This is a genomic window from Microcella flavibacter, assembly GCF_012530535.1.
Classification (GTDB): Bacteria; Actinomycetota; Actinomycetes; order Actinomycetales; family Microbacteriaceae; genus Microcella; species Microcella flavibacter.
In genome coordinates this window covers 2,534,234-2,552,351 of the sequence record NZ_CP051299.1, presented here as the reverse complement: position 1 = coordinate 2,552,351, position 18,118 = coordinate 2,534,234, and the positions used below count along the sequence as shown (strand labels likewise).

Sequence of the window (18,118 nt, the reverse complement as noted above, 5' to 3'; positions counted from 1 at the left end):
ATGGTGCATGCACAACTGCATGCGCCGGTGCATACTGGGTTCATGGTGGCTCTCCAGATCCGTGACGTCCCCGACTCCGTTCGCGACCTGCTGACGCAGGAGGCTCGGCGGCGCGACCAGTCGCTGCAGGCGTACCTCTCCGACGTGCTCGCGCGCGAGGCGGCGGCCGCGCGCAACCGCGGACTCATCGAGTCACTGCGGTCGAGCCCTCGGCCCGACGGCGCCAGCGCATCCGCCGAGGAGATCGTGGCCTCGCTCGCCGCCGAGCGCGCGGCGCGCGGCGCGTGATCGTCATCGACGCATCGGTGCTCGTCTCGCTCGTCGCGGGCGATCGGGATGCCGTCGACGCCGTCGTGCCGGCGCTCGAGCACGACGCCCACTGGGCGGCGCCGCCGCACGCGCGCATCGAAGCGGTGAGCGCGCTGCGCGGGATGGCACTGCGCCGGTCCGCGCTCCGCGACGAGCTGCCTCGGATGGTCGAGCGACTGCTCGACATCGAGCTCGATGTCTGGCCGACCGATCCGCTCCTGGGCCGCGTCGTGCAGCTCGTCGACAACGTCTCGGCCTACGACGCCGCGTACATCGCACTCGCGGAGGAGCTCTCGACGACGCTCGTGACGCTGGATCGGCGCCTCGCCGGCGTGCCGGGCATCCACTGCCGCGTTCTCGTTCCCGGAGGCGATGCCGCACCCGCGTAGCACCTCCCGAGGGTGCGCGACCCAGGGCGCGTTCACGCCCGGTCGGTACGGTGAGGGGATGCTCGCCACGATCATCCACGGCCCTCGCGACATCCGCCTCGAGGAGGTCGACGACCTCGTCCTCGCCTCCGGCACCGGCGAGGGAGGCGAGCCCGCGAGCGGGCGCGACGCCCTCGTGCGGGTCGTCGCGGCCTGCGTCTGCGGCAGCGACCTCTGGCCGTACCGAGGCGTCACCGAGACGAAGGAGCCGCGCCCGATCGGGCACGAGTTCGTCGGCGTCGTCGAGCAGATCGGCAAGGCCGTCACCGGCGTCGCCGTGGGCGAGTTCGTGATCGCCCCGTTCTACGACTGCGACATGACCTGCGCCAACTGCGCCAACGGCGTCAGCCCCTCCTGCCTCGACGGCAACTGGTGGGGCCGCCCCGACCGCGAGGGCTTCCCCACCGGCGGCGCCCAGGCCGAGCGCGTGCGCGTGCCCCACGCCGACGGCTCGCTCGTCGTCGTGCCCGGCCCGGTCCACGAGGCGCTCGTCCCGCACCTGCTCGCCCTCAGCGACGTCATGGGCACGGGCCACCACGCGGCCGTCTCCGCCGGCGTCGGCCCCGGCTCGACCGTCGCGGTCGTCGGCGACGGAGCCGTCGGCCTCTGCGCCGTCATCGCCGCGAAGCGCCTCGGCGCCGAGCGCATCGTCATCATGTCGCGCCACCCCGACCGGCAGGCGCTCGCCCGCCGCTTCGGCGCCACCGACGTCGTGGAGCAGCGCGGCGAGGAGGGCGTCGCCGCCGTGAGGGCGCTCGTCGATGGCATCGGTCCGGATGCCGCTCTCGAGTGCGTCGGCACCGCCGAGTCGATGGAGCAGGCCATCCTCAGCGCCCGCCCGGGCGGCATGGTCGGCTACGTCGGCGTGCCCCACGGCGGTGCGGAGCTGCCCATCCGCACCCTCTTCGGCACGAACGTCGGCGTCAACGGCGGCGTCGCCCCCGTGCGCAACTACGTCGAGGAGCTGCTGCCCGACGTGCTCTCGGGTGCGATCGAGCCCGGGCTCGTGTTCGACCTCGAGCTGCCGCTCGCCGAGGTGGCCGAGGCCTACGCGGCCATGGACGAGCGCCGCGCGACCAAGGTGCTGCTGCGGCCCTAGCCGGGCATCCCCTCGCCGGGTCTGCCGCCGGGCCTGCCCGCGAGGACGCGTCGGGAAACTCGGAAACGGTGACGCGGTCGGCCCGATTGCGCGGGATTCGCGGTCGATCGGGCCGCGGTTCCGAGACTTCCGACGCGAGAGTCCGCGCGCAGGCGGACACCTCCGCGCGCGCGACCCCGGTGCGACCCGAGGCCGCTCAGGCGGCCGGCACCTCCGCGACGATCGGGTTGCGCAGCTCGCCGAGGCCGTCGATCGCCACGACGACCTCCTCGCCGGGCGTCATCCACCGCCGCGGCGACCGCACCGAGCCGACCCCGCCGGGGGTGCCGGTCGCGATGATGTCGCCCGGGCGCAGCGGCGTGAACGTCGACACGTAGGCGATCAGTTCGGGCACGCCGAAGATCAGCTGGTCGAGCGTCGACGACTGCAGCCGCTCGCCGCCGAGCGTCAGCGTGATCGCCTGCGGGCCGAGCTCGCCGACCGCGTCGCGCGTGACGATCCACGGACCGACCGACCCCGAGGCCTCGAAGTTCTTGCCCGGCGTGAACTGCGCGGTGTGGCGCTGGAAGTCGCGCACCGAGCCGTCGTTGAGCAGCGTGTAGCCGAGCACGTGGTCGAGCGCGCGCTCCGCCGGGATCGCCCGGCCGCCCGAGCCGATGACGACGGCCAGCTCGGCCTCGTAATCGAGCCGGTGCGAGACCGCGGGGACGACGATCGGCGCGCCCGGCCCCACGAGCGAGTCGGGGTAGCGGGTGAAGATGACGGGGTGGGAGGGGAGATCCCGCCCGGTCTCGGCCACGTGGTCGCGGTAGTTGAGCCCGACGCAGAGGATCTTCGTGTCGGGCAGCGTCGGCGCGAGCAGGGTGACGTCGGTGAGCGGGATGCTGCGCTCGAGCATCCCCTCGCCCGCCGCGGCCGTCTCGGCCAGCGTCAGCGGTCGCTCGCTCGTGAGCGCCACGGAGCCCTCGACCCGCGCCCACCGCTCGCGCCCGCCCTCGGAGATGCGCGCGACGATCACGGCGCTCAGCCCTGCGCCAGCGCGGGCACGACCTCGCGCTCGAACAGCTCGATGCCGCTGGAGTCGTAGGCGGCCTCGGGGAAGTACAGGATCGCGTACGTCATGCCGAGCGCCTCCATCGCGTGCAGTCGCTCGACGACCTGCTCGGGCGTGCCGGCGAGGCCGGTGCCGTCGCGCAGGTCGCGCACGGCGCCCGCGGCCTTCTCGGCGCCGATGTGCGGGGTGAGGCGGGCCTCGATCGCGTCGACGCGCTGCGCGACCTCGGCGGCGTCGCGTCCGATGACGATGTTGTAGTTCGACGAGCGGGTGATGGCGTCGAAGTCGGTGCCGAGGCGCTCGCAGTGCCCGCGCAGGATCTCGCTCTTGCGGGTGAACTCGTCGGGGCTGCCGGCGAAGTTCGTGTACTGGCCGTACTGCGCGGCGATGCGCAGGGTGACCTTCTCGCCGCCGCCGGCGATCCAGAGCGGGATGGCGGGCGTGCCGTCGGCGCCGCGCTGCGGGGGCTGCGGCTGCAGGATCGCGCCGTCCACCTGGTAGTAGCGCCCGTCCAGGGTCGCCGTGCCCTCGCGCCAGGCCTGGCTCATGATCTGCACGCCCTCGTCGAGCATCCGCAGCCGGTCGCCGATCTCGGGGAACCCGTAGCCGTAGGCGTTCCACTCGTGCTCGTACCAGCCGCCGCCGATGCCCATCTCGGTGCGCCCGCCCGAGACGTGGTCGACCGTCGCGGCGACCTTCGCCAGGTGCATCGGGTTGCGGTAGCCCATGCACGTGCACATCTGGCCGAGGCGCACGCGGTCGGTGACGGCGGCGAAGGCGGCCATGAGCGTCCAGGCCTCGTGGGTGGCCTGATCGGTCGGCACCGGCACGGTGTGGAAGTGGTCGTAGACCCAGATCGACTCCCACGGCCCGGCATCGGCGTGCTGGGCCAGACGCTTCATCACCGCCCAGTGCTCGCTCGAGTCGATGTCGACGAGGTCGTGGCGCCAGCCCTGAGGGATGAAGAGTCCGAATCGCATGGCGCCAGCCTAGGACGGGGTGCCGCGCGACCCTCCGGTCGGATGCTGGGAAGGCGCCTCGGTCGTCGTGCGGGCCGCGCGCCGAGCATCCCGTCGGGCCTTCGCCGCGGCCGCGGCGCGCTTGGCGAGCTCGACGCCCTGCTGGTTGAGCTTCTTCGCCTTCTCGTTCTCGGTGCCGAGGACGGCGAGGCCGCCGAGGGCGATGAGGGCGCCCGGGCCGGGCAGCGGCATGAGCACGACGCCGAGTCCGACGGTCGTGCCGCCGACCACTTTCACGCCCGTGCGGTAGACCTTGTCGACGCCGGGCCGCTGGCGGATCGCCTCGCGCGCGGCGCTCGCCGTGGCGCGCACGGGGCCGGCCTTCGCGGCGCGGTCGCCCGCGGCGTACCCGGGGTCGTCGGGGTGCAGGATGCGCGGCTCGGAGTCGGTCACCCCTCCAGCGTGCGCGCTCGGGCTTGGAGCTCGCTCAGCGCGCGGCCGCCTCCGCCTGCAGCTGCTCGCGCACCTCGCGGCGCAGCACCTTGCCGATGAGCGACACCGGGAGGGCATCCAGCACCGTGAACCGGCGGGGCACCTTGTAGGCGGCGAGGCTCTTCTTGGCGTGCTCGCGCAGGGCCTCGACGTCGAGGGCCGCGCCCTCGGCGAGCACGACCGCGGCGACGAGCTCCTCGCCGCCCTGCGGCGATTCGAGGCCGACGACGGCCGCGCTCTCGATGCTGGGATGGGCGGCGAGCACCTGCTCGACCTCGCTCGGGGCGACGTTGAAGCCGCCCGTGATGACGAGCTCCTTGATGCGGTCGACGATCGTGATGAAGCCGTCGGGTGAGACGGTCACGATGTCGCCCGTGCGCAGCCAGCCGCCGTCGAGCAGGGTCGCGGCGGTCTCGTCCGGCTTGTTCCAGTAGCCCTGGAACACCTGCGGCCCGTGCAGCAGCAGCTCGCCCTCCTCGTCGAACCCGCGGTCGATCGAGGTGTCGTCGGGGTCGACGACGCGGATCGTCGTGCTCGGGAACGGTACGCCGACCGTGCCGGGGCGTCGGCTCGGGCCGATCGGGTTGCCGACGGCGACGGGCGACGACTCGGTCATGCCGTAGCCCTCGACGAGCAGGCCGCCGGTCGCCGCCTCCCATGTCTCGACGGTGCTGACGGGCAGGCTCATGGCGCCCGAGATGGCGAAGCGGATGCCGTCGAGGCTCACGCCCTTCTCCGCCGCACCCGAGGCGAGCCGCTGGTAGATGGGCGGCACGGCGGGCAGGAAGGTCGCCGGCGTGCGGCGCATGACCTCGAGCACGAGCTCGACGGTGAACTTGGGAAGCAGCACCAGGCGCGCCCCGATGCTCATCGCGAAGGTGAGGCACAGCGTGAGGCCGTAGGCGTGGAACATCGGCAGCGCCGCGTAGACGACCTCCTCGCCCTCGGCGAGGCCCGGCACCCAGGCCCCGCCCTGCGCGGCGTTGGCGCGCAGGTTGCGGTGGGTCAGGATGGCGCCCTTCGGGCGGCCCGTGGTGCCGCTGGTGTACTGCAGGGCTGCCACATCGTCGAGAACGGGGCGGGGATGCCCGGCCGCGAGCCGCGCACCGCGCTCGAGCGCGGCCCAGGCCACGGCCCCCGAGGGCAGCCCGCCCGAGGTGAGCGCCGCGCGCGAGGTGCGCGCCTTCGCGATCGGCAGCCGGAGCATGGCGCGCGTGCCGAGCGGCATCGAGCGCGTCATGTCGACGCCGACGATCGTGGTGATGCCGAGCTCGTCGGCGAAGCTGCGCACGGTCGCGGCCGTGTTGTCCCAGACGATGGCGACGCGGGCGCCGTGATCCTCGAACTGGTGCTTGAGCTCGTCGGCCGTGTAGAGCGGGTTGTGCTCGACGACGATGGCGCCGAGGCGCAGCACCGCGTAGAAGGCGATGACGTGCTCGGGGCAGTTCGGCAGCACGATGGCGACGCGGTCGCCGTGACCGACCCCGCGCGCGGCGAGCTCCCCGGAGACCCGGTCGATGCGCTGCCCGAGCTGGGCGTAGGTGACGGTCTCGCCGAAGAAGTCGAGCGCCGCGTTCGGGCCGTAGCGCGTCACCGAGGCGTCCATCATGTCGACGAGCGTCTGGGTGGGGGGCTCGATGTCGTGCGGCACGCCCTCGGCGTACTGGTCGAGCCAGGGGCGGTTCTCGAAGACAGAGGACATGAGGGCATTCTGTCGAGTCGAGCCGGGAGGGCGCCCGGGTGGAGTTCCGCTCACCGGCGGTGCTAGCGTCGTGGCCATCATGGATTACACGACGTTGATCCGGTGGTGCCGCCGCTAACGGCGAGCGCGACCCTCCCTCTCGAAGTCCGACCGCGACCATTGTCGCGGTGTTCCTCCGTGCTCGACCGTTCTCCCGGTCATCGCCGGCGCAGCCTCTGAGTGCTGCCCGGCTTCTTCTGAGCAATGGAGCACCCGTGTCTCGACGACCCGCATCATCGTCCCCGCGCCCGTACACCGGGAGCCCGTCCACCCCGCCCTCCTCCATCCCCCGCGCAGGCCACCCGCCGAGCCGGCGCCACGATCTCGGCCAGAACGACCTCGTCGACGCGCGCACCATCCGCGCCGTCGTCGACGCGGTCGCCGCGACGCGGGGCCCGATCGTCGAGCTCGCCGCCGGCACCGGCCGCCTGACGACCCCGCTCGCGGATCTCAGGCGGTCGCTCACGGCGATCGAGCTCGACCCACGCCGCGTCGATGCCCTCCGCTCGCGCCTGCCCGACGCCGTCCGCATCGTGCACGGCGATCTCCTGACGGCCGCGCTCCCCAGAGCGCCTCACGTCGTCGTCGGCAATCTGCCGTTCCACCTGACGACCGCGGCCCTGCGGCGACTGCTCGCCGCCGAGCACTGGACGACCGCGGTGCTCATCATGCAGTGGGAGGCCGCGCGGCGACGAGCCGGCATCGGCGGAGGCAGTCAGCTCACAGCGCAGTGGTCGCCGTGGTTCTCCTTCCGCGTCGACCGCCGCATCCCCTCGACGGCGTTCCGCCCGCGACCGGCAGTGGATGCTGCGCTCCTGCTCGTCGACCGCCGACGTACCCCGATCGTGCCGTCCCCCGAGCGCGTCGCCTACCAGCGCTGGGTCGGTGCGGTCTTCTCCGTGCCGGGGTCGGCGACGCTCGCGCTCGCGCGGGTGGACGGCACGCCGCGCCGCGCGGCGAGGCAGCGGTGCCGGCGCGCGGGGATCGACGCCGAGCGCGCGGTCTCGCGCATCACCGCCGAGCAGTGGGGTGCCCTGTGGGCGAGTCGCCCTCGCTAGTTCCGCCGAGCGCGTTCGATCGTCGTCGCCCTTCGCTCTCGAGGGTTATCTACATAAATCTAACCAAAAGTGCAGATTGCGCTAGATTTATGTACATGGAATCCGCACTGAACCCCTTCTCCCCGGGATCCGGCTTGCGTCCGCCCGCTCTCGTCGGGCGGCAAGCAGAAATCGATGCTTTCGATCTCCTCGTGGCGAGAACTCGCGGACGGCGCGCCAGCCGGGGTCTCGTTCTGCACGGTCTTCGGGGGGTCGGCAAAACCGTGCTGCTGAATTCGTTCCGAGACCAGGCTGAGCGCGCTGACTGGTTCATCGTCGAGATCGAAGGACGTTCGGAAGCGAGTGGGCGACAAGCGGTGCGGCAGAGGCTCGCGCGCTCGCTGGTGCTGTCGGCGAGAAAGCTGCAGCGCGGCAAGTCGATCTCCGAGGCGGTGTCGTCGGCGCTGGGCACTGTGAAATCGTTCGGCATCTCCCTCGCCGGCCCCACGCTGCAGTTCGACGTTCCTGCGGCGAACGGACGAGCGGACTCCGGCCGCTTGGATGTCGATCTCGAGGAGCTAGTGGAGGATCTCGCCCCCGCCTTGAGCGCGGCGTCAAGCGCGTTCGCGATCTTCGTCGACGAGATGCAGGACCTCGATCCGGAGCTGCTGGCCGCGCTTCTCGCTGTTCAGCATCGCGCCGGTCAACGCGGTTGGCCTTTCTATGTCATCGGAGCGGGCCTCCCGTCGCTTCCCGCCGCCTTGAGCGCGAGCAAGTCGTACGCGGAGAGGCTGTACAGCTACCGCGCGATCACGGCGCTCGACGAAGCGGCGTCAATTGCGGCGTTGTCGGAGCCGGCGCGTGAGCGGGGAGTGCGCTTCGACACTCGGGCCCTCTCGAAGATCGTGAACGCAGCCGGCGGCTATCCGTACTTCCTGCAGACCTACGGGCAGGCTGTGTGGGACATCGCGAGCGATCGCCTCATCACCGAAGCCGATGCCGAAGACGCGATCGTCGCCGGTACCGCCGAACTCGACATGGGGTTCTTCCCGGCGCGATGGGAGCGCGCGACGCGGTCCGAGCGTGATTATCTGCGCGCGATGAGCGAGAGCGGAGACGCACCGGTCAGGAGCGCTATCGTCGCCGAGCGGATGGGAGTCCCGCCGTCGCGGCTCAGCCCGTCCCGTCAGAGCTTGATCGAGAAGGGGATCATTTACGCCCCCGACCGAGGGCTGGTGGCCTTCACTGTTCCCCACATGGCGCAGTTCGTACTTCGCCAGCGCGAAGAGTGAGTCGCTAGCGGGTCAGCTCCTCGCGCACGACCGCGAGGAACGCGTCGATGTCGGCCTCGGTGGTGTCGAAGGCGCACATCCAGCGCACCTCGCCGGCGGCGCGATCCCAGTCGTAGAAGCGGAAGCGCTCGCGGATCCGGTCGGCGGCGTCGTTGGGGAGGAGCGCGAACACCGCGTTGGCCTGGGTCGCCTGGCTGAAGCCGAGCGACTCGGCGGGCACGGCGCCCTCGGCGAGCATCCCCTCGAGGCCGGCCCGCAGGCGTGCGGCCATGGCGTTGGCGTGCGACGCCGAGCGGATGCCCAGCCCGTCGTCGAACAGCGTCAGCAGCTGCGCCGAGATGAAGCGCATCTTGCTCGCGAGCTGCATGCTCATCTTGCGCAGGTAGACGAGCCCCTCGACGCGCGAGGGGTCGAGCACGACGATCGCCTCGGCGCCGAGCAGGCCGTTCTTGGTGCCGCCGAGCGAGAGCACGTCGACGCCCGCGTCGGCGGTGAAGGCGCGCAGGCTCGTGCCGAGGGCGGCGGCGGCGTTCCAGACGCGGGCGCCGTCGAGGTGCAGGGCCATGCCGCGGGCGTGCGCGTGGTCGGCGAGGGCGCGCACCTCGTCCGGCGTGTAGACGGTGCCGACCTCGGTGGTGTTGGTGATGCTCACGGCGAGCGGCTGCGCGCGGTGCTCGTCGCCCCAGCCGAAGGCCTCCGTGTCGACGAGCTCGGGCGTCAGCTTGCCGTCGGGCGTCGGCACCGTGAAGAGCTTGAGTCCGCTGACGCGCTCGGGCGCCCCGCCCTCGTCGGTGTGGATGTGCGCGGTGCCGCTCGCGATCACGGCGCCCCAGCGCGGCATGAGCGCCGTGAGGGCGAGCACGTTCGCGCCCGTGCCGTTGAACACCGGGAACACCTCGGCCTGCTCGCCGAACTCGGCCTTCACGACCTCGGCGAGGCGGGCCGTGTACTGGTCCTCGCCGTAGGCGATCTGGTGGCCCTCGTTGGCCGCGGCCAGAGCCTGCAGCACCTCGGGGTGCACCCCCGCGTAGTTGTCGCTGGCGAAGCCCCGGTACGTGGTGTCATGAAGTCGCGTCACGCGCTCATTCTCCCACCGCGCGGCGGGCGGGGCGCGCGTCGGGTGCGGTTCGGGATGCCCGGCTCAGCGCCCGTCGAGCACCACGAGCTCGGCGCGCTCGAGGCGCGTGCGCGGGGCGGTCTCGCGCTCGCGCAGGGCCTCGTGCAGAGCATCCGCATCGCCGAGGGCGCCGACCGCGCTCACCGTCACCAGCTGCAGGCCCGCGTCGAGGCCGAGCGCGGTGTGCAGCCCCGCCGCGTCGAGCCCGGCCATCTGGTGCACGAGCAGCCCCTCGGCGTGCGCCTGCACGCTGAGATGCGCCATCGCCTGGCCGAGGTCGTGCAGGGCGAGGGCGCGCGGGCGGCCGTCGGCGCCGACGGGCTCGATGAGGCCGGCGACGAGCAGCGGCGCGTGCTGCGCCCAGTCGCGGTTGAAGCCGACGAGGTGCTCGACGATCGTGTCGAAGGCCGAGGATCCGCGGCGGGCGACGACGAAGCGCCAGGGCTGCGAGTTGTTCGCCGAGGGGCTCCAGCGGGCGGCCTCGAGCATCGAGGCGATCGCGGACTCGTCGACGGCGGGCGAGCCGGCGAAGGCGCGGGTGCTCCAGCGCTCGGCGAGCACGTCGAGGATGGGGGCCGCGGTCTCGGCCCGGCGGGTGGTGGTGAGGCTCATGTCGTCGCTCCAGGGTGCGCGGGTGATGTCGCTCGCGATGCGCCCGGGAACGAGGAACGGCGCCGCTTCCGCGACGCCGCACCCGGGCCAACGGCGCCACCGCGCCCGGCATTCCCGACGACGGCGGCCGGGCGCGCCCGCACCCGACCGCCGCCGACCTCTCCGGCTCAGCCCTTGAGGGCCTCGCCGAGCTTGACGCGGCCGCCCGTGCGCAGCAGCGAGTTCTGGTAGATCCGGGCCCCGAGGGCGACCACGAGCGCGGTCGACACGACGAGCACCACGAGCGAGAGCAGGGGCTCCCACCACTGGGCCTCTCCGAGGAACACGCGCATGGGCATCCCGACCGGGGCCGAGAACGGCACGTACGACATGATCGTCAGCACCAGCTCGTTCTCGTAGAAGAAGATGACCAGGAAGTACGGCACCATCACGAGGTAGATGAGCGGGGCGAGCACCGCACCGGTGTCCTCCATGCGACTGACGAGGGATGCCGCAGCCGCGTACATCGAGGCCAGCAGCACGAACCCGATGGCGAAGAAGACCAGGAACCAGAGCACCGAGGGGCCCAGGTCGCTCAGCAGTACGTCCTGCCCGATCACCATGAGGCCGACCGCGGCGAGCACGGCGATCGCCACGATCTGACCCAGCGCGAGCACGGAGTTGCCGAGCACCTTGCCCGCCAGCAGCGCTCGGGCCGGCACAGCCGAGAGCAGGATCTCGACGATGCGGGTCTGTTTCTCCTCCACCACGCTCTGCGCGATCGTGCCGCCGAAGGTGCTCGCGGCGAAGAGGAACAGCAGCCCGAAGCCGAAGGCCACGAGGTAGCCGAACACGTTCTCGGCCGGGGCGGGATCGAGCAGCCGCACCTCGGGCACGATCGACAGCGCCTGCAGCAGGCCGCCGGGCGCCGATTCGAGCGCGACGACCTCGACGGTCGGGCCGCCCTCGACGGGGTTCTCGACGGGGACGACGGCGGCGTCGACCTCGCCCTCCTCGACGAGCGCCTCGGCCTCGGCGAGCGAGCCGACGTCGGTGACCTCGTAGCCCTCGACCTCGTCGAAGACCGACGCGACGCCGCCGACCGCGGCCACGGGCGTCGTGTCGTCGCCCGCCGTGCGGCTGACGATGCCGCTCACGACGATGGAGGCGAGCACCGCGACGAGCAGGATCACCGTCGAGATGATGAACGACTTCGACCGGATGCGGCTGCTGATCTCGCGGCCGGCGACGAGGCCGACGGCGCTGGTGAAGCCGAGCTTCGGCGCGGCGGCGTTGCGGGCCTCGCGCTGCTCGGCGGCGCTCGGGCGGCCGGAGGGCTGCGGGCGGTTCTGCGTGGTGGTCATCACTGCACGACCTCTCGGAAGATCTCGGTCAGGGTGGGGCGGCGGGGCGCGAAGCGGTGCACCGCGCCGCGGCGGGCCGCGTGCTGCAGCACCGACTGGGCGCCGGCGGGCTCGGCCTCGAAGAGCACGTAGCCGCCGTCGAACTCGACGACGTCGACCTCGGGCAGCTCGCGCACCCACGCGGCGTCGTCGGCGACCTGCAGCTCGTACTGCTTGCCGGCGTTCGCCTCGCGCAGCTCATCGCGGGTGCCCGCGGCGCGGATGCGGCCGCCGGCGATGACGACGATGTCGTCGCAGAGGCGCTCGACCACGTCGAGCTGGTGGCTGGAGAACAGCACGGGCACGCCGCGGGCGGCCCGCTCGGAGAGCACCCCGAGCACCGTCTCGACGGCCATCGGGTCGAGGCCCGAGAAGGGCTCGTCGAGCACGAGCACGTCCGGGTCGTGCACGAGGGCGGCGGCGATCTGCGCGCGCTGCTGGTTGCCGAGCGAGAGCTTCTCGATCGGCTCGTCCCGGCGCTCGGTCAGCTCGAGGCGGTCGATGAGCTCGTCGGCCTTCGTCGCGGCGTCGCCCGCGCGCAGGCCGCGCAGCCGGGCGAGGTAGACGAGCTGCTCGTGCACCTTCATCTTCGGGTACAGGCCGCGCTCCTCCGGCATGTAGCCGAAGCGACGGCGGTCGTCCGCGGTGAGCGGCCGGCCGTCGAGCGACACCGTGCCGCTGTCGGCGGCGAGCACGCCGAGCATGATGCGCATGGTCGTCGTCTTGCCGGCGCCGTTGCCCCCGACGAACCCCGTCAGCCGGCCCTCGCCGACCGTGAAGCTCACCGAGTCCAGTGCGCGGCGCTCGCCGAAGTGCTTGGTCACGTCGCTGATCTCGAGCATGGATGCCCCTTCCGTCGGGTACCACGGTAGGCAGCGCGGGTGCGCGCGGGCATCCGCCTGACGGGTGGTCGTGCGGTGCGGGGCTCCCCCTCGCGGGGGAGGCGGGCGGGGGTGCGGCGGGGCGGCACGGATCGGTGTCGCTCGGCAGTGCGGGCTGGTCCGGCCGCGGTCGGCGCTCAGGTGTGCACGAATGCAGGACTCCTCCGGCGCGTCGATCCGCATGACGCGGCGACACGCCGGAGTGCGTCGCAGAAGTCCTGCATTCGCGCACGGTCGATGGCTGCGGCGGCACCGGGCCGCACCGGGAGCCGGCGCGGGTCGGCCTACGCCGCGTCGCCCGGAACGGCCACGCCGTTCTCGTAGGCGAAGACCACCGCGTGCACGCGGTCGCGCAGCCCGAGCTTCAGCAGCACCTTCGAGACGTGGGTCTTCACGGTCGCCTCGCCGAGCCAGAGCTCGGCGGCGAGCTCGGCGTTGCTGCGACCGCGGGCGAGCAGGCGCAGCACCTCGGCCTCGCGCTCGGTGAGGTCGTGCAGGCGCGCGTCGGCGGGCCGCGCGGCCTCGCGCTCGCTCGTGGCGCGCTCGATCACCCGGCGGGTCACGTCGGGGGCGAGCAGGGCATCGCCCGCCGCGACGACCTGCACGGCGTCGACGAGCTTCTCGGGGCTCGCGTTCTTCAGCAGGAACCCGCTGGCCCCCGCGTCGAGCGCGGCGAACAGGTAGTCGTCGCGGTCGAAGGTGGTGAGAACGAGCACGCCGGGGCCGGTCGCGGCGCTGCCGGGAGCATCCCGCACCGCTCGGGCGGACCGCTCGGCGACGATGCGGCGCGTGGCCTCGAGGCCGTCCATGCCGGGCATCTGCACGTCCATGCAGACGACGTCGGGGGCGAGCTCGGCGGCGCGGAGGATCGCCTCGGCGCCATCGCGGGCCTCGCCGACGACCTCGATGCCGGGCTCCGACTCGAGGATGGTGCGGAAGCCCATGCGCACGAGGTCGTGGTCGTCGACGAGCAGCACGCGGATGGCGGTCACGAGGCGGCCCCGGTGCGCACGTCCTCGGCGGGGACGGCGGGCGCGGCCGGCTCCGCCACGACGAGCGGCACGGATGCCCGCACGAGGTAGCCGCCGCGGCTGCGCGGCCCGGCCTCGAGCGTGCCGCCGATGGCGGCGAGGCGCTCGCGCATGCCCACCTGCCCGAGCCCGCCCCCCGAGCCGGATCCGGCGGCCGAGCCCGCGCGCGCCGCGGGCCGCGCCCCGCGCGCCCCCACCCCGGTGTCGGCGACCTCGAGCTCGACGGCCCGCTCGGTGTAGCGCAGGCGCACGTCGAGCGCGGCCGAGGCGCCGGCGTGCTTGAGGCTGTTGGTGACGGCCTCGCGGGCGACCCGGTATAGCGTCGTGTCGATGAGGGGCGAGAGGGCGACGGGCTCGCCGACGACGGTCAGCGCGGCGACGCGGCCGGTGCCGCGCACCTCCTCGACGAGCGACTCGAGCTGCGCGGTGCCGCGCGTGCTGGGGCCGTCCTCGGCGGTGCCGTCGACCTCGTCGGCGCGGCGCAGGGTCGACACGAGCCGGTGCAGCTCGTCGACGGCCTGCCGCGCCGAGCCCTCGATGGCCTCGAGGGAGCGCCCGGCCGCGGCGGCGGCATCGGGGCGGCCGCCGGCGAGCGCGCGGCGGGCGGCCCCCGCCTGGATGCCCATGACCGAGACGTGGTGCGCGACGACGTCGTGCAGCTCGCGCCCGATGCGCACCCGGTCGAGGGCGACGGCCTGCTCGGCCGTGCGCTCCCGCTCGCGGGCGAGCTCCTCGGTGCTCGCCTTCAGCTCGGCGCGCTCGCGCGCGGCGTGCCACGCGCGGTCGCCGAAGGCCCAGGCGCCGGCGAAGTAGAGCACGTTGGTGAGCACCGAGATGAGGCCGAAGGCGACGCCGGGGGCGATGAGGCCGATGCCGGCGTCCTCGTCGACCATCGAGGTGTCAAAGGCGGCCTGCGTGGTCGACCAGAACAGCCAGCCGAACATGCCGTTGACGATCACGATGCGGCCGATGAGGGCGGCCCGGCGGGTGCGGCTCCACGCGCCGATCGAGTACATCGCCGAGAAGAGCGCGATGTTGCTGAACAGCACCTCGGGCACCTCGGCCGTGATGCCGAGGAAGTAGACGACCGAGATGACGACGGTGACCGTGATCGGGGCGAAGCGGCGCCAGACGAGCGGGCCCGAGAACCCGATGATCATGAGCGCGGCCTCCCACGGCTCGGGCGGGGCGGCCTCGCCGAAGAAGCCCGCCGAGGCGTAGAGCCACACGGCGAAGGCGCCGCCCGCCGCGATGCCGAGGGCGAGCAGCGCGTCGGCGCGCATGCCGGCGCGGCCCGGCCGGGGCCGGCGCCAGTGGCCGTCGGAGTCGAGATCGAGGTCGGCGGAGGTCACCTCAGCACGGTAGCCGCCGGGGCGCCCGCGCGGCATCCGTCGCGCGACGGATCCGCGGCCGTGGGAGCGGTGCGGACGCCCCGGACCCCGCCGCGCCTACTCCTCGACGACCTTCCCGTCGCCGAGAGATACGAGCGCCCCGTTGAGCTGCGCGTGCGGCAGCTCCCACAGCGCCGCGATGCTCTCGGCGAGCGCGTCGACCACGCCCTCGTCATCGAGCGAGCGCACGACGAAGGTGATCGCGGCCGTCGGCGTGCCCTTCACGCGCCAGCCCGTCGCGAGCGCGGCCATCCACGTCTCGACGGCCGCCTTGAGGGTGACGTAGTTGGCCATGCCCCAGCGCGGTTCGGCGACGGATGCACTGCTCACGGCGACCAGGCGGCCCGCGCTCGACGCGCTGAGGTCGTCGCGCAGCTCGCGGCTCGCGACCCGCAGGGTGGTGAGCACGCGGCGCTCGAGCCACTCCCAGTCGGCCTCGCCCGCGCCGCCGCGCCAGCCGCCGACGAGGTGCACGAGGCCGTCGACCCCGCCCCACCGGGCTCGGACATCCGCCGCGAGTGCGGCGACGGCATCCTGATCGGCCAGATCGATCGCGTGCGTCTCGGCCGCCGCGACGCCCGACAGCGATGCCGCGCGCGAGCCGAGCGCGACGACGTGCGCGCCGCCCGCGGTGAGGGCCGCGCAGACCGCGCGCCCGGCGGTGCCGCCCGCGCCGGCGACGAGGATCGTGCGGCCCTCGGCGGTCACGCGGTGCGCCCGGTGATGCCGGCGGTGGATTCGATCACGACGCCCATCTTCTTCTGCAGCGCCTCGAAGAACATCGACAGCGGGAACTCGTCGTCCATCACGAGATCCGTCCAGCCCTTGAGCGGGCCCTCGAGCACCTCGCGCGGCAGGCCGGCCGCCCACGTCGAGGCGGGGTGCGGGGTGAGGGTCGACGAGACGAGCGCGTAGGCGGCGAGCCAGTGCGCGCCCTTCGGGCGGTCGATCGAGGCCCAGTACAGGTCGTTGATCGCGTCGCTGAGGGCGACGACGACGTCGGGAACGGCATCCCAGTCGATGGCGAGCCGGGTGTCCGTCCAGTGCAGCACGCCCTTCTGGTGCATCCAGGCGAACAGCAGCTGGCCGCCGACCGCGTCGTAGTTGCGCACGCGCGTGCCGGTGATCGAGAAGCGGAAGATGCGGTCGAAGATGATCGCGTACTGCACGAGCTGGGCGTGCTCGCGCGTGACGGCGTCGGTCGCCTCGTCCCGCTGCAGGCGCACGGCCTCGCGGAACGCGGTGAGGTCGCAGCGCATCTCCTCGAGGGAGTAGAGGAAGAACGGCATGCGCTGCTTGATCATGAAGGGGTCGAAGGGCAGGTCGCCGCGCATGTGGGTGCGGTCGTGGATCATGTCCCACATCACGAAGGTGCGCTCGGCGAGCTGCTGATCCTCGAGCAGCCGGGCGGCGCCCTCGGGCAGCTCGAGCTTGGTGATCTCGGCGGCCGCGCGCACGACCCGGCGGTATCGGGCCGCCTCGCGGTCGGCGAAGATCGCGCCCCAGGTGAAGGTCGGCAGGGCGGCGGGCGTGCCCGCGGGAGCGCCCTCGGGAACGCGCGGGGTCACGGCCACCGACTCGGGGAACAGCACGGCCGAGTTGGTGTCGTAGCCGGGCGTGAAGCCGGCGAACCGCAGCCCCAGGTACAGCGGGTTCGCGTACTCGCCGGCCTCGAGCTCGGCGATGAAGTCGGGCCAGATGACCTCGATCACGACGGCCTCGATGAGGCGGTCGGTCGAGCCGTTCTGCGTGTACATCGGGAACACCACGAGGTGCGCGGCGCCGTCGCGGCGGTCGGCGGCGGGCGCGAAGGCGGCGAGCGCGTCGTAGAAGTCGGGCACGCCGAACCCGCCGTCGCGCCAGGTCTCGAAATCGGCGACGGCGGCGAGCAGGTAGTCGCGATCGTGCGGGATGCGCGGCGCGAAGTGCCGCAGGGCGTCGACGATCACGGCGACGTGACGGGCGGCCTCGGCGTGGGCATCCCGCTCGGGGATCGAGCCGTCCTTCACCTGGTGGGGTCGGATCGCGAGCGCGGCCTGCTCGAGGCGCCCCCAGGCGGGGTCGGCGACGATCTCGACGGCGGTGATCGGGCGGGCGTCCTCGACGACCTCGGGCTCGCCGATGATGGTGCGGGCGCCGGTGGTGCGGGCGGTGTCGGTCATGGATCCCTCCTTCGTCGAGTTCGGCCGCGTGCGCGGCGATCCGAGCCTACGCAGGAGACGTGGACGGAGGGTTGTGGTCAGCGCATGAAAACTGCGTGCACGCAGGATTCTGCGCTCGTATCCGCCGCCGACAGTCGGCGAGCGGTCCGCCCGGTCCGCTGCTCGCACGCGGAGGCGCGAGACTGGGCGGATGGCCGGAGTGCTCACGGGGTTCGCGATCATCGGCGCGATCGTGGCCATCGGCTACCTCGTCGGCCGGCTGCGGGTGCTGCCCGCGGGCAGCGACACCGCGCTCGGGCGCGCGGCCTTCTTCGTGTTCTCGCCGGCGCTGCTGTTCACCGTTCTCGCCGACGCCGACGTCGGGCAGCTCTTCTCGGCGCTGCTGCCCGTCTCGGCGGCCGCCGCGGTGCTCTGCCTCGTGGCCTACGCGCTCGTCGCGCGGCTGGTATGGCGGCGCGGGGCGGCGGAATCCACCATCGGGGCCCTGGGGTCGAGCTACACGAACGCCAACAACATCGGTCTGCCGCTCGCGGCGTACGTGCTGGGGGATCCGGCGCTCTCGGCCCCGGTCATCCTGCTGCAGCTCGTCGTTATCGCGCCGATCGCGCTCACCGTGCTCGACGTCTCGACGAGCGGCCGGCTCTCGCTCGGGCGGGTGCTGACGCAGCCGTTCCGCAGCCCGCTCATCATCGGCTCGCTGCTCGGCGTCGTCATCGCGGTGACGGGCGTCGAGCTGCCCGACCCGGTGGTGGAGCCGTTCCGCCTGCTCGGCGGCGCCGCCGTGCCGATCGTGCTGTTCGTGCTCGGCCTCTCGCTCACGGGTCAGCGCGTGCTCGAACCCGGATCGGGCCGGCGCGACGTGCTGCTCGCGACCGGGCTCAAGATCGTCGTCATGCCGATCGTCGCCTGGATCGTCGGCGCCTACGTCGTCGGCCTCGAGGGCGCCGAGCTCTTCACCGTCGTCACCCTCGCGGCGCTGCCCGCGGGCCAGAACGTGTTCCAGTACGCGCAGCGCTACGACCGGGCGGTCGTCGTCGCCCGCGACACGGTGCTCATCACGACGGCGCTCTCGGTGCCCGCGCTCGTGGTGGTGGCAGCGCTCCTCGCGCCGCGCTGACCGCCCGCGATCCC

The 18,118-nt window shown here is 73.0% G+C and carries 18 protein-coding genes; 6 read left to right on the top strand and 12 right to left on the bottom strand.

Annotation, left to right across the window (positions count from 1 at the left end):
• Window positions 1–42: 42 nt before the first annotated feature.
• Genes HGB54_RS12175 through HGB54_RS12165 form a run of 3 tightly spaced genes read left to right on the top strand, consistent with a single transcriptional unit; the run spans window position 43 to window position 1,836 of the window.
• A complete protein-coding gene (locus HGB54_RS12175; protein WP_168916646.1) occupies window positions 43–288 on the top strand; it encodes a hypothetical protein in 246 nt (81 codons plus the stop codon).
• Window positions 285–698: a type II toxin-antitoxin system VapC family toxin gene (locus HGB54_RS12170; protein ID WP_168916645.1), complete on the top strand. Its 414-nt coding sequence runs from the start codon at window positions 285–287 to the stop codon at window positions 696–698. Before HGB54_RS12175 ends, HGB54_RS12170 begins: the two co-directional genes overlap by 4 nt.
• Before the next feature lie 58 nt (window positions 699–756).
• Window positions 757–1,836, top strand: coding sequence for a zinc-dependent alcohol dehydrogenase family protein (locus HGB54_RS12165; RefSeq protein WP_168916644.1), 1,080 nt, complete (start codon window positions 757–759; stop codon window positions 1,834–1,836).
• A gap of 196 nt (window positions 1,837–2,032) precedes the next feature.
• On the opposite strand, the gene HGB54_RS12160 is transcribed toward HGB54_RS12165, so the two are convergent.
• Genes HGB54_RS12160 through HGB54_RS12145 form a run of 4 tightly spaced genes read right to left on the bottom strand, consistent with a single transcriptional unit; the run spans window position 2,033 to window position 6,043 of the window.
• Window positions 2,033–2,854: a fumarylacetoacetate hydrolase family protein gene (locus tag HGB54_RS12160; RefSeq protein ID WP_168916643.1), complete on the bottom strand. Its 822-nt coding sequence runs from the start codon at window positions 2,852–2,854 to the stop codon at window positions 2,033–2,035.
• A gap of 5 nt (window positions 2,855–2,859) precedes the next feature.
• On the bottom strand, window positions 2,860–3,870 hold the full coding sequence (locus HGB54_RS12155; protein WP_168916642.1) for an LLM class F420-dependent oxidoreductase: 1,011 nt from the start codon (window positions 3,868–3,870) through the stop codon (window positions 2,860–2,862).
• A 9-nt stretch (window positions 3,871–3,879) separates the two neighbouring features.
• A complete protein-coding gene (locus HGB54_RS12150; RefSeq protein ID WP_228545841.1) occupies window positions 3,880–4,302 on the bottom strand; it encodes a PGPGW domain-containing protein in 423 nt (140 codons plus the stop codon).
• Window positions 4,303–4,336: 34 nt separating this feature from the next.
• Complete coding sequence (locus tag HGB54_RS12145) at window positions 4,337–6,043, bottom strand: long-chain-fatty-acid--CoA ligase (RefSeq protein WP_168916640.1); 1,707 nt, start codon at window positions 6,041–6,043, stop codon at window positions 4,337–4,339.
• 323 nt (window positions 6,044–6,366) lie between these two features.
• Between HGB54_RS12145 and erm the strand changes: the two genes are divergently transcribed.
• Window positions 6,367–7,140 (top strand): 23S ribosomal RNA methyltransferase Erm, encoded by a 774-nt coding sequence (gene erm, locus HGB54_RS12140; RefSeq protein ID WP_407663505.1) that lies wholly within the window; start codon window positions 6,367–6,369, stop codon window positions 7,138–7,140.
• A 95-nt stretch (window positions 7,141–7,235) separates the two neighbouring features.
• Window positions 7,236–8,411 (top strand): AAA family ATPase, encoded by a 1,176-nt coding sequence (locus HGB54_RS12135; RefSeq protein WP_168916638.1) that lies wholly within the window; start codon window positions 7,236–7,238, stop codon window positions 8,409–8,411.
• A 4-nt stretch (window positions 8,412–8,415) separates the two neighbouring features.
• Here the strand turns inward: HGB54_RS12135 and HGB54_RS12130 are convergent, their stop codons facing one another.
• The 8 genes from HGB54_RS12130 to HGB54_RS12100 all read right to left on the bottom strand — a co-directional run bounded on the left by HGB54_RS12130 (window position 8,416) and on the right by HGB54_RS12100 (window position 16,987).
• Entirely contained in the window at window positions 8,416–9,489 is a 1,074-nt protein-coding gene (locus HGB54_RS12130; RefSeq protein WP_168916637.1) for a threonine aldolase family protein, read from the bottom strand.
• Window positions 9,490–9,552: 63 nt separating this feature from the next.
• Window positions 9,553–10,140, bottom strand: coding sequence for a nitroreductase family protein (locus tag HGB54_RS12125; protein WP_168916636.1), 588 nt, complete (start codon window positions 10,138–10,140; stop codon window positions 9,553–9,555).
• Window positions 10,141–10,307: 167 nt separating this feature from the next.
• Window positions 10,308–11,483 (bottom strand): ABC transporter permease, encoded by a 1,176-nt coding sequence (locus HGB54_RS12120; protein WP_168916635.1) that lies wholly within the window; start codon window positions 11,481–11,483, stop codon window positions 10,308–10,310.
• The gene (locus HGB54_RS12115) at window positions 11,483–12,364 is read right to left on the bottom strand and encodes an ABC transporter ATP-binding protein (RefSeq protein ID WP_168916634.1); all 882 of its coding nucleotides are present in this window, start codon (window positions 12,362–12,364) and stop codon (window positions 11,483–11,485) included. Before HGB54_RS12115 ends, HGB54_RS12120 begins: the two co-directional genes overlap by 1 nt.
• 323 nt (window positions 12,365–12,687) lie before the next feature.
• The gene (locus HGB54_RS12110; RefSeq protein ID WP_228545840.1) at window positions 12,688–13,395 is read right to left on the bottom strand and encodes a response regulator; all 708 of its coding nucleotides are present in this window, start codon (window positions 13,393–13,395) and stop codon (window positions 12,688–12,690) included.
• The gene (locus tag HGB54_RS12720) at window positions 13,392–14,786 is read right to left on the bottom strand and encodes a sensor histidine kinase (RefSeq protein ID WP_228545839.1); all 1,395 of its coding nucleotides are present in this window, start codon (window positions 14,784–14,786) and stop codon (window positions 13,392–13,394) included. The genes HGB54_RS12110 and HGB54_RS12720 overlap by 4 nt, the downstream gene beginning before the upstream one ends.
• Before the next feature lie 96 nt (window positions 14,787–14,882).
• A complete protein-coding gene (locus HGB54_RS12105) occupies window positions 14,883–15,533 on the bottom strand; it encodes an SDR family NAD(P)-dependent oxidoreductase (RefSeq protein ID WP_168916633.1) in 651 nt (216 codons plus the stop codon).
• A complete protein-coding gene (locus HGB54_RS12100) occupies window positions 15,530–16,987 on the bottom strand; it encodes a DUF6421 family protein (RefSeq protein WP_168916632.1) in 1,458 nt (485 codons plus the stop codon). The genes HGB54_RS12105 and HGB54_RS12100 overlap by 4 nt, the downstream gene beginning before the upstream one ends.
• Window positions 16,988–17,177: 190 nt before the next feature.
• Here HGB54_RS12100 and HGB54_RS12095 point away from each other — a divergent pair, with 190 nt between their 5' ends.
• Window positions 17,178–18,104, top strand: a complete 927-nt coding sequence (locus HGB54_RS12095) for an AEC family transporter (protein ID WP_168916631.1) — start codon at window positions 17,178–17,180, stop codon at window positions 18,102–18,104.
• Window positions 18,105–18,118: the final 14 nt, after the last annotated feature.

What these genes read in the sequence shown, in the direction of transcription:
- HGB54_RS12125 (WP_168916636.1), bottom strand. Translation starts at nt 10,140, where the DNA reads ATGAGCCTCACCACCACCCGCCGGGCCGAGACCGCGGCCCCCATCCTC.
- HGB54_RS12155 (WP_168916642.1), bottom strand. Translation starts at nt 3,870, where the DNA reads ATGCGATTCGGACTCTTCATCCCTCAGGGCTGGCGCCACGACCTCGTC.
- HGB54_RS12165 (WP_168916644.1), top strand. Translation starts at nt 757, where the DNA reads ATGCTCGCCACGATCATCCACGGCCCTCGCGACATCCGCCTCGAGGAG.
- HGB54_RS12175 (WP_168916646.1), top strand. Translation starts at nt 43, where the DNA reads ATGGTGGCTCTCCAGATCCGTGACGTCCCCGACTCCGTTCGCGACCTG.
- HGB54_RS12095 (WP_168916631.1), top strand. Translation starts at nt 17,178, where the DNA reads ATGGCCGGAGTGCTCACGGGGTTCGCGATCATCGGCGCGATCGTGGCC.
- HGB54_RS12135 (WP_168916638.1), top strand. Translation starts at nt 7,236, where the DNA reads ATGGAATCCGCACTGAACCCCTTCTCCCCGGGATCCGGCTTGCGTCCG.
- HGB54_RS12115 (WP_168916634.1), bottom strand. Translation starts at nt 12,364, where the DNA reads ATGCTCGAGATCAGCGACGTGACCAAGCACTTCGGCGAGCGCCGCGCA.
- HGB54_RS12120 (WP_168916635.1), bottom strand. Translation starts at nt 11,483, where the DNA reads ATGACCACCACGCAGAACCGCCCGCAGCCCTCCGGCCGCCCGAGCGCC.
- HGB54_RS12145 (WP_168916640.1), bottom strand. Translation starts at nt 6,043, where the DNA reads ATGTCCTCTGTCTTCGAGAACCGCCCCTGGCTCGACCAGTACGCCGAG.
- HGB54_RS12100 (WP_168916632.1), bottom strand. Translation starts at nt 16,987, where the DNA reads ATGACCGACACCGCCCGCACCACCGGCGCCCGCACCATCATCGGCGAG.